Origin of the sequence: Massilia cellulosiltytica (genome assembly GCF_047325105.1) — a bacterium.
GTDB lineage: Bacteria > Pseudomonadota > Gammaproteobacteria > Burkholderiales > Burkholderiaceae_D > Telluria > Telluria orientalis.
Genome location: NZ_CP168562.1, coordinates 1,508,203 through 1,522,152, shown reverse-complemented (window position 1 = coordinate 1,522,152; position 13,950 = coordinate 1,508,203). Strand labels below are relative to the sequence as shown.

Here is a 13,950-nt window from a genome sequence, read left to right as displayed (position 1 = left end):
GGACTGGTCATCGGGCAACGATGGTCCAGTATATACCCAGGAAGTCCGCAGGAACCGGCCTGCTCTGCCTCAGATCACCATGAAGTCGGTGCTGGTCAGCGCCAGGTTGACGCCGACGATGGCGAACTTGACGGCCGCGCCCACGCCCGAACCGTCTGCGTCGTAGTACAGGGCGCCGGTGGCCTTGTCGTACTGGATGTAGTCGTCCGCATCGAGGGCCGCCGAACCGATCACCTTGAAATTGTTGACGCCGAGCGTCCCCGTGGCCGCCAGCTTCGTGAAGATCGCGTTTTCCAGCCGGAGCTTGTCCTCGCCTTTCGAGAAGTCCTCGATCCGGACGACGTTGGCCGTGGCGCTCAGCGCCGTCGTGAAGACGAACGCATCGCTGCCCGCGCCGCCGAACAGCACGTCGTTGCCGCCCATGCCGTTGAGGACGTCGCTGCCCTCGCCGCCATGGATGACGTTGACGCCGGCGTTGCCGGACAAGGTGTCGTTGTAGTCGGACCCGATCAGGTTTTCGATGTTGACCACGGTGTCCGCGCCGGAAATCCCCGCCGCGGTCGTCTTCACGCCGGCCGCGCCCAATGCCAGCGTCACGCCGGTCGTGCCGGACGTGGTGGCCGTTTCGAACGACAGCGTGTCGATGCCGGCGCCGCCGTCGATCGCGTTCACGCCCGAACCGGCGATGATCAGGTTGCCCAGCGCATTGCCGGTGCCGTTGATGGCTCCGCCCAGCAGGGTCAGGTTCTCGACGTTGAGACCCAGCACGTGGCTGACCGACGCCACGACCTCGTCGATCCCGCCCGCCGCCGACGCGTTGGTCTCGATCACGATGTCGCCGGCATTGTCGACGTAGTACGTGTCGCTGCCGTCGCCGCCGCTCAGCGTGTCGATGCCGCTGCCGCCGTCCAGGGTGTCGTCGCCGGCATCGCCGTTGAGCCGGTCGGCACCGCCGCCGCCCGCGAGCACGTCGTCGCCGGCGCCGCCCATCAGGGCATTGTCGGCGCCATTGCCGGTCAGCTTGTCGGCGAAGCGCGAACCCGACACGTCCTCGATGCTGACGAGCGTATCCGTGTTGCCCCAGTTGTCGGTCGCGACGCCGGTGGCCAGGTTGACTTTCACGCCCACGCCCGTGATCGGGAGTGCGCCGTAGTCGTTGGTGTACGAGACGAGGTCGCGGCCGTCGCCGCCGTCGATCGTGTCGTTGCCGGTCCCGCCCGAGAACGCGTCGACGCCGCTGCCGCCCTGCAGGACGTCGCTGCCGTTGCCGCCGTCGAGCCAGTCGTTGCCGTCGCCGCCCGCCAGCGTGTCGTTGCCGTCCTGGCCGAACAGGTCGTTGTCGCCCGCGCTACCCGTGATGAAGTCGCCATAGCGCGAACCGGCGACGGCTTCGATGCCGACGAGCTTGTCGATATTGCCCCAGTTGTCGGTCGCGACACCGGTCGCCAGGTTGACGACGACGCCCTTCCCGGTCGGCGCGATGCTGCCGTAGTCGTTGTCGTAGATGACGTTGTCGCGGCCATCGCCGCCGTCGATCGTGTCGTTGCCCGCGCCGCCGGACAGCTGGTCCGTACCGATGCCGCCCAGCAGGTTGTCGTTGCCGGCGCCGGCGTCGAGCCAGTCGTTGCCGGCGCCGCCGGCGAGCGTATCGTTGCCGTCGTCGCCGTAGAAGTTGTTGTCGTTGGCGTCGCCGGTCAGGACGTCGCCGTAGCGCGAGCCGGACACGTCTTCGATGCCGACGAGCTTGTCCGTGTTGCCCCAGTTGTCGGTCGCGGTGCCCAGCGCCAGGTCGACGATGACGCCCTTGCCCGTCGGCGCGATGGGGCCGTAGTCGTTGAAATAGGTGACGCGGTCGCGGTCGGCGCCGCCGTCGATCGTGTCGTTGCCGGCGCCGCCGGACAGCTGGTCCATGCCCGCACCGCCGAGCAGGCTGTCGTTGCCCGCGCCCGCGTCGAGCCAGTCGTTGCCGGCATCGCCGGACAGCGTGTCGTTGCCGTCGTCGGCGTTGAGGCTGTTGTCGGCCGCATTGCCGGTCAGCGTGTCGGCATAGCGCGAGCCGGTCACGTCCTCGATGCTGACGAGCTTGTCGGTGTTGCCCCAGTTGTCGGTAGCGACGCCCGTGACCAGGTTGACCGTGACGCCCTTGCCGGTGGGCGCCGGGCCGCGGTAGTCGTCCGAGTAATTGGCGCGGTCGCGGCCGTCGCCGCCGTCCAGTGTGTCGTTGCCGCTGGTCCCGGTCAGCATGTCCGACCCGCCGCCACCCGCGATGCTGTCGTTGCCTTCTTCGCCCCACAAGTAGTTATCCTGCGCATCGCCCGTGATGACGTCGGCGAAGCGGGAGCCGGTCACCTCTTCGATGCCGACGAGCTTGTCCGTATTGCCCCAGTTGTCGATAGCGGTGCCCGTTGCGAGATTGACCGTCACGCCCTTGCCGGTAAGTCCGGTGACCGGGTACTCGTAGTTGTAGTTGACGCGGTCGCGGTCGGCGCCGCCGTCCAGCGTGTCGTTGCCGGCGCCGCCCGTCAACTGGTCGAAGCCGGCACCGCCCACCATGCTGTCGGCACCGTTGCCGCCGTCGAGCCAGTCGTTGCCGGCATCGCCGGAGATCGTGTCGTTGCCGTCGTCGCCGGACAGGCTGTTGTCGGCAGCGTCGCCGATCAGCATGTCGGCATAGCGCGAGCCGGACACGTCCTCGATGCCGACGAGCTTGTCGACATTGCCCCAGTTGTCGGTCGCGACGCCCTGTGCGAGGATGACCATGACGCCCTTGCCCGTCGGCGCGATGGTGCCGTAGTCGTTGAAATAGGTGACGCGGTCGCGGTCGGCGCCGCCGTCGATCGTATCGTTGCCGGCGCCGCCGGACAGCTGGTCCATGCCCAGGCCGCCCAGGATGCTGTCGGCACCGTTGCCGCCCTCGAGCCAGTCGCTGCCGGCATCGCCGGAGATCGTGTCGTTGCCGTCGTCGCCGGACAGGCTGTTGTCGGCCGCATTGCCGATCAGCGTGTCGGCATAGCGCGAGCCGGACGCGTCCTCGATGCTGACGAGCTTGTCCGTGTTGCCCCAGTTGTCGGTTGCGGTACCGGTCGCCAGGTTGACCACGACGCCCTTGCCGGTCGGCGCGATGGTGCCGTAGTCGTTGAAATAGGTGACGCGGTCGCGGTCGGCGCCGCCGTCGATCGTATCGTTGCCGACGCCGCCGGACAGCTGGTCCATGCCCAGGCCGCCCAGCAGGCTGTCGGCACCGTTGCCGCCGTCGAGCCAGTCGCTGCCGGCATCGCCGGACAACGTGTCGTTGCCGTCGTCGCCGTTCAGGCTGTTGTCTGCCGCGTTGCCGACCAGCGTGTCGGCATAGCGCGAGCCGGACACGTCCTCGATGCTGACGAGCTTGTCCGTGTTGCCCCAGTTGTCGATGGCGGTGCCCGTTGCGAGATTGACCGTCACGCCCTTGCCCGTGAGCCCGGTGCCGGGATACTCGTTGTTGTAGTTGACGCGGTCGCGGTCGGCGCCGCCGTCGAGCGTGTCGTTGCCGGCGCCGCCCGTCAGCTGGTCGAACCCGGCGCCGCCCAGGATGCTGTCGGCACCGTTGCCGGCGTCGAGCCAGTCGTTGCCGGCGTCGCCGGACAGCGTGTCGTTGCCGTCATCGCCGCGCAGGTTGTTGTCGGCCGCGTTGCCCGTGATGGTGTCGCCGAAGCGCGAGCCGGACACGTCCTCGATGTTGATGAGCGTATCCGTGTGGCCCCAGTTGTCGGTCGCGATGCCGGTGGCCAGGTTGACCTTGACGCCCAGGCCCGTGACCGCCACGTTCACGGTGCCGTCATAGGTGTCGTCCATGTAGTTGGCCGTGTCGCGGCCGGCGCCGCCGTCGAGGGTGTCGTTGCCGCTGCCGCCGATGAACGTATCGCTGCCGTTGCCGCCCGTGATCCTGTCGTTGCCGCCGCGGGCGAACACGTAGCCGCCCTGGTCCGATAACTGGATGATGTCCGCGCCCGCGCCCGTGTGGATGTTGCGGATGCCGGTCAGCGTGTCGCTGCCGACGTCCGCGCCGGTGGCGACGCCCGTCCGCAGGTTGATGGTGACGCTGGTGGTGATGCCCTCGTACATGACGACGTCGTCGCCGCCACCGCCGTTGACGGTGTCGTTGCCCTTGCCCGGGCGGAACCAGTTCTGGCCGGCCGAGCCGATCAGCGTATCGGCGAATGCGGAGCCGGTGACGTGCTCGATGCCGATCAGCGTGTCCGTGTTGCCCCAGTTGTCCCTGGCGGTGCCCGCTGCCAGGTTGACCGACACGCCGGCCGGGCCGGCCGAATAATCGACCGTGTCGCCGTACGCGCCGTCGGCGCCCCCATCCATCGTGTCGTTGCCGGCGCTGCCGACGAGGACGTCGTCACCGGCGCCGCCCGACATCGAATCCGCGCCCGCGGTACCGACCAGGCGGTCGTTATTGACGGTGCCGCCGACGAGCGCCAGCGTGCCGGCAAAGGCCGGCGCCGCCAGCGGCCGGGCCATGATCGTGCCCACGTGCGCTTCCAGGTGCCAGTCGCCGCCCAGCGCGGCCGCGCCGGTCAGGCCGGTCGACGCCGCCACGTCGCTGCCCGTGTAGTCGGACAGCTGCTCCAGGAAGGCCGCGCCGGCGGCGCCCTGGCCGACTTCGCAGCCGTACAGCAGGATGTCGCCCGCCGCGGCCAGGCTGCGGCCGATCGTCGCGAGCGCGCCGGCGTAATGCGCGAGCACGCCGGCGGTCACGACCGTGCTGCCCAGCACGATCCGGCCGGCGCTGCCGTGCGAGACGATGTGGATGGCGGCCAGGTCGCGCTCGGCCGCCAGCGCGGCAGCGACCTGGAGCAGCCCATCCTGTCCGTCATCCAGCACGACGATGCGTGCATGGCCTGCGGAGGCGGCGATGTCTTCCCAGCCGGCGATGGCGGGATCGATGAAAACGACTGCACGGGAATGGCTCATGGACTCTCTCGGTTTTTATAATTGATCTGGAAATTATAGCCATTCGGATTTCCAATCTACAACTTTATTTATCATTTGTGCAAATGCTGTCCCCCAGTAGCAGATCGACGGCCGCCCGCACGCCGTCCTCTTCCCGCATCGCCTGTCCCACGCGCCGCGCGTCCTCCCGCATGGCCGGCTGCGATGCCGCGGCCACGGCCTGCACGAGGCGCGCGCTGTCGAGCCCCGCCGCCGGACAGGCCGCGGCGATCCCGCGCAGCGTCATGCGCCGCGCCCAGAAGAACTGGTCGCCGGCGAACGGCACGACGACGGACGGCACGCCCGCGCGCGCGGCCGCGTGGCTGGTGCCCGCGCCGCCGTGATGCACGACGAGCGCCGTGCGCGGGAACAGCCAGTCGTGCGGCGTGTCGTCCAGCACGTACACGTCGGACGGCAGGCGAGATGGATCGATGCCGCTCCAGCCCGGATGGAACAGCACGCGCCGTCCGCTGGCCACGGCCGCGATCGCATCGACGAGCGTGCCCTGGGCGATGCCCGCCATGCTGCCGAAGCCGATGTAGACGGGCGCAGGCCCGGCCTCCAGGAAGTCCAGCAAGGCCCGCGGCGGCGTATGCCCCTGCCCGGCCGGCAACTGCCAGGCGCCCGTGACCGCGACGTTCGGCGGCCAGTCGGCCGGGCGCGCCAGCAACGTGGGCGAGCAGCCGACGAGCAGCGGCATGTCGCGCCAGGGTTGCTTGCGCGGCGGGGCGCCGAACACCCGCGCGCGGGCACGGTTCAGTTCCGGGCCGAACATCGACCACGCCATCCGTTCGAACGCGCGGTGGGCCAGCATATTGGCCCAGCCCGGCAGGCGGTGCATGTTCAGGAATGGCGGCGCGAATTCGCGCGTGGGCGTCATCGGCCACATCGCGGCGCCGATGCACGGGATGCCGAGCCCCTCCGCCACCGCGAGGCCGACGAAGCCGGCCAGACCCGAATACACGAGCAGGTCGCTGCCACGCGCGGCCGCGCACGCCGCTTCCATCCACGGCAGCGTGTTGTCGCGCGCGAGCGTCGCGCAGGCGCGCATCAGGCGGGACATGCTGGCGCCATCCTTCAGCAGCGCGCCGAACGCGCCGCCCGGCTGGAACGCACCGCGCATGTCGCCGGCCAGCGCCGTGAAGGGAATGCCGAGGGCCTGCGCGCGCGGGGCGCCCGCCACGTCGGCCAGCACGTGCGCCTCGTGGCCCCGGTCGGCGACTTCGCGCGCCAGCGCCAGCAGCGGCCGGGTATCGCCCTCGGTGCCGTAGGTGAGAAAGGTGATCTTCATGGTCGTGCCTCGTTCGGAAAGGCACGATTGTCGCCAGCAGACGTCAGCCCGGCTTGTATAAACCCGACATCACAGCCGATAGGGCCAGTATTCGGGATCGGTCTCGATGTGCGCTTCCAGCCGCGACGGCGGCAGGAAGGCGAGCTCGCGCAGTTCGCGCGCCATGTGGGCCTGATCGGCATAGCCCAGTTCCGCGGCCAGGTCCGCGAGCGAGCGCGCCGGCGCATGCGGGTCGCGCAACGCGTACACGGCCGCGTTCATGCGCTGCAGGCGGCGCGCCTGCGCGGGGCTCAGGCCCACGCGGGCGCGGTATTGCCGCTGCGTCTGGCGCGCGCCGACACCCAGCTCGGGCGCGCTGGCGGCGATGCTGCGCAGGCTCGCGCCGAGCTCCGCATCCCAGCGTCCGCGCACGGCGCGCCAGCGTTCACCCAGCCGCGCTTCGATCCACGCCGCCTGCGCGGCGTCGTCGGCGCACGCGCGCAGTGCCTGCGGCCAGTCCGCCCAGGTGTCGTCGAGCAGGCCGTCGGCGGGGTCGTTGCGGTCCTGGAGCGCCGCCGGGGCGAGCCCCGTCAGCAACGCGAAGGCATCGGGATACAGCACGATGCCCACCGTGCGCAGCGGCGCGAGCGTGAGCGACGCGATCGGCCGCGTGCGCGGCCCGGACACGATCAGGTCGGACATGGCGCGCAGTTCGCCGTCGTCGCCGGGCAGCGCGGCGGCGCCCTCCGTGAAAAAGTTCAGGCTGCAGTACACCATCGCCGGGAACCGGTTCAGCTGCGGCTGCGCCGGCGGCCACGGCTCGTCCACGGTCGAATAGAAACCGATGCCGTGCGCGGCCTCGGCCAGCTCGCCCTGCGGATGGTGCATCCAGGCCTTCACGGCGTTTATTGCACGTCGAGCAGCTCGACGTCGAAGATCAGGTTGGCGTTCGGCGGGATCGGGCCCGCACCGTCCGCGCCATAGCCCAGCGCGGCGGGAATGACGAGCGTGCGCTTGCCGCCCACCTTCATGCCGTCGACGCCCTGGTCCCAGCCCGGGATCACCATGCCGCTGCCGAGGCGGAACGTAAACGGCTTGCGGCCGATGGAGCTGTCGAACTTCTCGCCGTGGTGGTCGGGCGCGTCCGGCAGGTACAGCCAGCCCGTGTAGTTGACGGTGACGTGGGAGCCGGCCCTGGCTTCGGCGCCCGTGCCGACGGTCGTGTCGATCTTCTGGAAGCTGATGGCGGAGGTGTCGGCCTTCACCGGGGCGGCCGGGGCCTCTTCGCGGCGCTTGCAGGCGGCGAGGGACAGCGCGAGTGTGAGGCCAAGGAAGCCGGCGCGGATCATCGGGGTCATGTTGAATCCTTGAGGTTATAAAGTCTTGACGAAGGCGCGCACGCCGCCCAGCAGCATCTCGATCGACATCGCGGTCAGGATGAGCCCCATCAGGCGCTCGAACGCGGTCATGACCTGGATGCCCAGCACCTTCTGCAGGCGCTCGGCGCCGAGGAAGACGGCGAGCCAGATGATGGCGACGGCCGCGAGCGCGGCCACGTGCACCATCACCTCCTCCACCGACTGCGACGTGAACAGCAGCACGGTGGCCAGCGCGGACGGCCCGGCCAGCGCGGGGATCGCGAGCGGCACGATGAACGGCTCGCCGCCTTCGCTGCGACCGAGCACACCGTCCGGATGGGGGAAGATCATGCGGATCGCGATGATCAGCAGGATGACGCTGCCGCCGATGCGCAGCGAGATGTCGGTCAGCTGCAGCGCCGCGAGGAAGTGGCGGCCGAAGAACATGAACAGCAGCAGCAGGAGAAAGGCGATCGCGCACTCGCGCACGACGATGCGCGGGCGGCGGGCCGGGGCCACGTCCTTCAGCGCCGTCACGAACAGGGGGACGTTGCCGAAAGGGTCGGTGACCAGCAGCAGCAGGATGAAGGTCTGGAAGAAGCTCTGGGTCATGGGACGTTGTTATTGTTATGGCAGGTGTGATCTTAACCGATCTGCACGCCCTCCCGTCGTTCCCGCGAAGGCGGGAACCCATGCTGACTGAAACGAAGCCGGAATGCTGGTGACGCGACTGCGGCGCCTCAGTATGGATTCCCGCGTGCGCGGGAGTGATGGCGAAAAAAAAAGCGGCGCCATTGGCACCGCCCTCTTCTTGCATCCGCTCGCGGATCAGTTCTGTTCGAACTTCTTCAGCCACGACGACAGCTGGTGCGGACGCAGCCCGTCGTAATCCTCGAACGGCTGGTGGATCCACGGATTGTGCGGCAGGTCGACCAGGTGGTAATCCGGCTTGATCGACGACGTGCCCTTGACCCAGATGACGGCCGAACGCACTTCCGTGACGTCCTGGTAGTTCGCCTGCAGGTGCTCGCGCACGCGCATCAGGGTGACGCCCGAATCGGCCAGGTCGTCGACCAGCAGGATGCGGCCGGCCAGCGGGCCCTTGGTCATCGTCATGTACTTGGCGATGTCCAGGTCGCCCTGCTTCGTGCCCGCTTCTTCGCGGTACGAGCTGGTCGACAGGATCGCCAGCGGCACGTCGAAGATGCGCGAGATCGCGTCGCCCGGGCGCACGCCGCCGCGCGCGAGGCACAGCACCATGTCGAACTTCCAGTTCGATTCGTACACCTTGAGCGCCAGGCGCTCGATCAGGCGGTTGTATTCATCCCAGGAGACCCACAGGTCCTTGTCGGTCGATGGAGGCGTCGTCATGTTCAGATTTTCCTAGTTTCTGCTTGTGGCTGACGTCCCTGCCCCGCGGGTGGCGCGGCAGGGACCGGGCTTCGATATCAGGCTGCGAACGGGTGGCGCAGCACGATGGTTTCTTCGCGGTCAGGACCGGTCGACACCATGTCCACCGGGACGCCGACCAGTTCTTCGATGCGCTTGATGTAGGCGCGCGCGTTGGCCGGCAGCTCGTCCATCGACTTGGCGCCGACGGTGGTGCCCGTCCAGCCCGGCATCTCTTCGTACACCGGCACGCAGGCCGCGGCTTCTTCCGCGCCGACCGGGAAGATGTCCACGTCGCGGCCGTCGATCTTGTAGCCGGTGCACAGCTTCAGCGTGTCCAGGCCGTCCAGCACGTCCAGCTTGGTCAGGCACATGCCGGACACGCCGTTGATCTGCACGGAGCGGCGCAGCAGCGCGGCGTCGAACCAGCCGCAGCGGCGGGCACGGCCCGTCACGGTGCCGAACTCGTGGCCGATGCGCGACAGGTGTTCGCCGACGCCGGCGTCCGTCGGCAGCTCCGACGGGAACGGGCCCGAACCCACGCGGGTCGTGTAGGCCTTGGTGATGCCCATGATGTAGTGCAGCATGCCCGGACCGACGCCCGAACCGGCGGCGGCGTTGCCGGCCACGCAGTTCGACGAGGTGACGAACGGGTACGTGCCGTGGTCGACGTCCAGCAGCGAGCCTTGCGCGCCTTCGAACAGCAGGTGGCCGCCGGCGTTGTGCGTCGCGTACAGCGCGGACGACACGTCGCCGACCATCGGACGCAGGCGCGGCACGAGGGCCATCGCGTCGTCGTACACCTTCTGGAAGTCCAGCGCCTGGCCGCCCAGGAAGCCGGTCAGCACGAAGTTGTGGTATTCCAGGTTTTCGCGCAGCTTCTCGGCAAAACGGGTTTCGTTCAGCAGGTCGGCGATGCGGATCGCGCGGCGCGCGACCTTGTCTTCGTAAGCCGGGCCGATGCCCTTGCCCGTCGTGCCGATCTTGTTGACGCCGCGCTTCGCTTCGCGGGCGACGTCGATGGCGACGTGGTAAGGCAGGATGACCGGGCAGGCTTCCGAGATCTTCAGGCGCGACGCGACTTCCACGCCGGCCGCTTCCAGCTTGTCGATCTCGCGCATCACGTCCGGTACGGAGACGACGACGCCGTTGCCGATGTAGCAGGCCACGCCTTCGCGCATGATGCCCGACGGGATCAGTTGCAGTGCGGTCTTCTGGCCCTTGATCACCAGCGTGTGGCCGGCGTTGTGGCCGCCCTGGAAACGCACCACGCCGGCGGCATGGTCGGTCAGCCAGTCGACGATCTTACCCTTGCCTTCATCGCCCCACTGGGTGCCGATGACAACGACGTTCTTAGCAGTATTTGACATCATTAACCTAAGTTTTTGAGAATCCAATTTCCTTGTTCGAGGACGAGCACACGGTCGCACTCGAACTCGTCCTGTACATTGTCGTGACCCGGCATCGACTGGATCACCACTTCGCCCGCTTTGCGCAGTTCAGCGATTTTTTCGCGCAGCTCGGGCGCGTTGCCCCAGGGGGCACGAATGGAGTGTTTGCGCTCGGCCGTCGGCAGCAGACGGGCCAGTTCGCGCAGGTCGAGCGAGAAGCCCGTCGCCGGACGCGCGCGGCCGAAGGCTTCGCCCACGTGGTCGTAGCGCCCGCCCCTGGCCACGGCGTTCGGCAGGCCCGGCACGTACAGCGCGAACATGGCGCCGCTTTCGTACTGGTAGCCGCGCAGGTCGGCGAGGTCGATCGCGATCTGGGCGCGGCCCAGCGCGGAACCGGCCAGCGCGGCGAGTTCCGCCAGCGCGCGGGCGATGCCCGGCAGCGCCGGCAGCACGTCCTTGGCGCGCGCGAGCACGTCGATGTCGCCGTACAGGTTCGGCAGCGCCAGCAGCGCGGCGCGGGTTTGTTCGTTGTAGTTCGCCGTCGCATCGATCAGGCCCGGCACGTCCTTCGAGCGCAGCAACGTGTACAGCAGCTGCTCGTCGCGTTTGGCGGCGGCATCCTCGGCGAGGATCGCGCGCAGCACGCCGACGTGCGACAGGTCGAGGCGCGGCTGTTCGAAGCCGGCCAGCGCGAGCGATGCCAGCGCCAGTTCCTGGATCTCCGCATCCGCTTCGAGGCCGGCGTGGCCGTAGATCTCGGCGCCGATCTGCAGCGGCTCGCGCGTCGAGTGCAGGCCGGACGGCTGCGTGTGCAGCACGCTGCCGGCATAGCACAGGCGGGTGACGGTATCGCGGTTCAGCAGGTGGGCGTCGATGCGGGCGACCTGCGTCGTCATGTCGGCGCGCAGGCCGAGCAGGCGGCCGCTCATCGAATCGACGAGCTTGAAGGTGCGGAGATCGGTGTCCTGTCCGGCGCCGGCCAGCAGCGAATCGACGTATTCGAGCAGCGGCGGCATCACGAGTTCGTAGCCGTAGGTACGGAAGGTGTCGAGCATCAAGCGGCGCAGCTCTTCGATCTTGCGCGCTTCGGACGGCAGGACGTCGGCGATATTCTCGGGCAGGAGCCAGGTGGGCATGGGCAAAGCGGGTCGGGTTAGTAAAAGTCGGACAACATTCGGGCAGCATGAACGCGGCTTTGCACGCGTTCATTCCGCCGAATCGACGATTTTAACCGAAAACGCGGGGCGGTTGGCGATGAAACGAATGCCAACGTTGCCGATACTCCACGACCAGGGCGCTCACTTGCCTGCGCCAGGACCCTTGAAATACTTGAAGAACTCGGAGTTCGAGTCGATCACGATCACGTCGTTGCGTCCCTTGAAGGTGGCCTTGTAGGCTTCCATCGAGCGGTAGAACCGGTAGAACTCCGGATTCTTGCCGAACGACTGGGCATAGATCTGCGACGCCTGCGCATCGCCTTCTCCCTTGATCGTCTCGGCGTCGCGCTGGGCGTCGGCGAGGATCACGCTGCGCTGGCGCTCGGCGTCGGCGCGGATCGTTTCCGCCTCGGCCACGCCCGTCGCGCGCAGTTCGTTCGCCACGCGCACGCGGTCGGCCTTCATGCGTTCGTACACGGCGTTGTTGACCTGGTCGATGAAGTCGATGCGCTTCAGGTGCACGTCGACGACTTCCACGCCGAGGTCTTTCGCTTCCGGGGCCAGGTCGGCGCGCACGGCATTCGCCACGTCCGTGCGCTTGCCGCCGGTCAGCACGTCGGCCAGGTTGCGTTTGCCGATCTCGGCCGTGAGCGCATTGCGCACGAGCTGGTTCAGGCGCTCGCCGCCGCGGTCGGCGTTGCTGCCGATGGCGATCACGTACTGGCGCGGATTCACGATGCGCCATTTCACGAACGCGTCGACGAGCAGGTCCTTCTTTTCCGCCGTCAGGAAGCGCTCGCCGTCGGGCGTGTCGAGCGTCTGCAGGCGTTTATCCAGGAAGACGACGTTCTGGAACGGCGGCGGCGCCTTGATGTTCAGGCCCGGTTCCTGGATGACCTCGCGCAGTTCGCCGAGTGCGTACACGACGGCGTAACGGTGCTGGTCGACGACGAACACGGACGACGACACGAGCGCCACCGCGATGGCGGCGCCGATCAGGCTGGCTAACAGGCGGCTCATCAGCGGCTCTCCCGTTCGCGGCCCGTGTCGCGGCTGCGCAGGTCGTGCGTGCGGTTCGATTCGCCGGCCGAGGCTTCCGTCTGCGGCTGCGGTTGCGCCTGGGCCGGCGCCGCCGCCGGCTGCTGCGCTTGCGGCTGCGCCGGGTTCTGCTGCGGCGCCATCACCGGACCGGAATTGGCGCCGCGCGCCGCCTCGTTGGCCGTCGACTGGGCCAGCAGGCGGTCGAGCGGCAGGTAGATCGTGTTGTTGCCGGTCTTGGCGTCGATCATGACCTTGCTGGTACTGGAAAGAATTTGCTGCATCGTCTCGATATACATGCGGTCGCGCGTGACGGCCGGGGCCTTCGCATACTCGGCCACGATCTTGTCGAAGCGCGCGGCGTTGCCGGTCGCGACGCTCACCACGCTGGCGCGGTACGCTTCGGCATCCTGCAACAGGCGCGCGGCCTTGCCCTTCGCCTGCGGGATGACCTCGTCGGCAAACGCCTGCGCTTCGCTGCGCGCACGCACACGCTCTTCCTGCGCCTTGCCGGCGTCCTCGAACGCGGCGGCGACCTGGTCGGGCGGCTGCACGGACTGCATCGTCACGCCGACGATCTCCGCGCCCATCCTGTAGCGGTCGGCCAGGCGCTGGATCGCTTCGCGCGCTTCCATCGCCAGCTTGTCGCGGCCCGTGTACAGGACGGTGTCCATCTTGTTCTGGCCGACGAGTTCGCGCACGACGGTCTCGGCCGAGTCACGGATGGTCTCGACCTGGTCGCGGTTGTTGAACACCCACGCGACCGGATCCTTGATCTTGTACTGCACGGAGAACTGGACGTCGACGATGTTCTCGTCGCCCGTCAGCATCAGCGCTTCGCTCGGCTGCTTGTTGCGCACATTGGCGCGGTAGCCGATCTCGGTCGTCTGCACCTGGGCCGTGTTGACGGTCTCGTGCGACTGGAACGGCGCGGGCCAGCGCCAGTTGAAGCCGGCGCCCGTCACGTGCGACAGCCGGCCGAACGTCGTGACGATGCCGACCTGTCCTTCCTGCACGATGAACGCGCCGCTGGCGAGCCAGATCAGCAGGGCGATGGCGCCGACGACGGTGGCCGTCAGGCCGACGCCGCGCGCGTCCGGGCGGAACGGGCCGCCGTCGCCGCCGCGCTTGCCGCCGAACAGCTTGTTGAGGCGCTGGTTGAAATCGCGCCACAGCTGGTCGAGGTCGGGTGGACCGTCGCTGTCGTTCTTGTTGTTATTGTTCGGGCGGCGGCCCTCGTTCGACTTGGGGTTGTGGCCCCAGCGCGGATCATTGAGGGAAAACAGCGGCACGCCGGCCTTGCGCGCGCCGGCGTGACGACCGGTCGGCGCGAGCCGCGCGCCGATCCGTTTGATCAGAGAAACAGGCAT

At 68.3% G+C, this 13,950-nt stretch carries 10 protein-coding genes; all 10 read right to left on the bottom strand.

Translation table 11 applies throughout. From position 1 onward, the window contains the following. Window positions 1-69: 69 nt before the first annotated feature. The 10 genes from ACEN9H_RS06695 to hflK all read right to left on the bottom strand — a co-directional run bounded on the left by ACEN9H_RS06695 (window position 70) and on the right by hflK (window position 13,950). Window positions 70-4,959 carry a DUF4347 domain-containing protein gene (locus ACEN9H_RS06695; RefSeq protein ID WP_413674187.1) on the bottom strand — a complete coding sequence of 1,630 codons (4,890 nt, stop codon included), beginning with the start codon at window positions 4,957-4,959 and terminating at the stop codon, window positions 70-72. A 64-nt stretch (window positions 4,960-5,023) separates the two neighbouring features. Then, on the bottom strand, window positions 5,024-6,268 hold the full coding sequence (locus tag ACEN9H_RS06690) for a glycosyltransferase (RefSeq protein ID WP_413674186.1): 1,245 nt from the start codon (window positions 6,266-6,268) through the stop codon (window positions 5,024-5,026). 69 nt (window positions 6,269-6,337) lie between these two features. Continuing rightward, window positions 6,338-7,135 (bottom strand): helix-turn-helix domain-containing protein, encoded by a 798-nt coding sequence (locus ACEN9H_RS06685; RefSeq protein WP_413674185.1) that lies wholly within the window; start codon window positions 7,133-7,135, stop codon window positions 6,338-6,340. Between the two features lie 17 nt (window positions 7,136-7,152). Then, on the bottom strand, window positions 7,153-7,605 hold the full coding sequence (locus ACEN9H_RS06680) for an FKBP-type peptidyl-prolyl cis-trans isomerase (protein WP_413674184.1): 453 nt from the start codon (window positions 7,603-7,605) through the stop codon (window positions 7,153-7,155). 15 nt (window positions 7,606-7,620) lie between these two features. Then, window positions 7,621-8,217: a MarC family protein gene (locus tag ACEN9H_RS06675; protein ID WP_056132280.1), complete on the bottom strand. Its 597-nt coding sequence runs from the start codon at window positions 8,215-8,217 to the stop codon at window positions 7,621-7,623. Window positions 8,218-8,433: 216 nt separating this feature from the next. Then, entirely contained in the window at window positions 8,434-8,976 is a 543-nt protein-coding gene (locus ACEN9H_RS06670) for a phosphoribosyltransferase (RefSeq protein ID WP_371768022.1), read from the bottom strand. 77 nt (window positions 8,977-9,053) lie between these two features. Beyond that, window positions 9,054-10,367, bottom strand: coding sequence for an adenylosuccinate synthase (locus ACEN9H_RS06665; RefSeq protein WP_371768021.1), 1,314 nt, complete (start codon window positions 10,365-10,367; stop codon window positions 9,054-9,056). Then, complete coding sequence (locus ACEN9H_RS06660; RefSeq protein WP_413674183.1) at window positions 10,367-11,521, bottom strand: ATP phosphoribosyltransferase regulatory subunit; 1,155 nt, start codon at window positions 11,519-11,521, stop codon at window positions 10,367-10,369. The genes ACEN9H_RS06665 and ACEN9H_RS06660 overlap by 1 nt, the downstream gene beginning before the upstream one ends. Before the next feature lie 162 nt (window positions 11,522-11,683). After that, on the bottom strand, window positions 11,684-12,562 hold the full coding sequence (gene hflC / locus ACEN9H_RS06655; RefSeq protein WP_056132272.1) for a protease modulator HflC: 879 nt from the start codon (window positions 12,560-12,562) through the stop codon (window positions 11,684-11,686). Then, a complete protein-coding gene (gene hflK / locus ACEN9H_RS06650; RefSeq protein ID WP_413674182.1) occupies window positions 12,562-13,950 on the bottom strand; it encodes an FtsH protease activity modulator HflK in 1,389 nt (462 codons plus the stop codon). The genes hflC and hflK overlap by 1 nt, the downstream gene beginning before the upstream one ends.

Coding starts and splice junctions, on each gene's coding strand:
- ACEN9H_RS06695 (WP_413674187.1), bottom strand. CDS start 4,959: ATGAGCCATTCCCGTGCAGTCGTTTTCATCGATCCCGCCATCGCCGGC.
- ACEN9H_RS06690 (WP_413674186.1), bottom strand. CDS start 6,268: ATGAAGATCACCTTTCTCACCTACGGCACCGAGGGCGATACCCGGCCG.
- ACEN9H_RS06685 (WP_413674185.1), bottom strand. CDS start 7,135: ATGCACCATCCGCAGGGCGAGCTGGCCGAGGCCGCGCACGGCATCGGT.
- ACEN9H_RS06680 (WP_413674184.1), bottom strand. CDS start 7,605: ATGACCCCGATGATCCGCGCCGGCTTCCTTGGCCTCACACTCGCGCTG.
- ACEN9H_RS06675 (WP_056132280.1), bottom strand. CDS start 8,217: ATGACCCAGAGCTTCTTCCAGACCTTCATCCTGCTGCTGCTGGTCACC.
- ACEN9H_RS06670 (WP_371768022.1), bottom strand. CDS start 8,976: ATGACGACGCCTCCATCGACCGACAAGGACCTGTGGGTCTCCTGGGAT.
- ACEN9H_RS06665 (WP_371768021.1), bottom strand. CDS start 10,367: ATGATGTCAAATACTGCTAAGAACGTCGTTGTCATCGGCACCCAGTGG.
- ACEN9H_RS06660 (WP_413674183.1), bottom strand. CDS start 11,521: ATGCCCACCTGGCTCCTGCCCGAGAATATCGCCGACGTCCTGCCGTCC.
- hflC (WP_056132272.1), bottom strand. CDS start 12,562: ATGAGCCGCCTGTTAGCCAGCCTGATCGGCGCCGCCATCGCGGTGGCG.
- hflK (WP_413674182.1), bottom strand. CDS start 13,950: ATGCCTGTTTCTCTGATCAAACGGATCGGCGCGCGGCTCGCGCCGACC.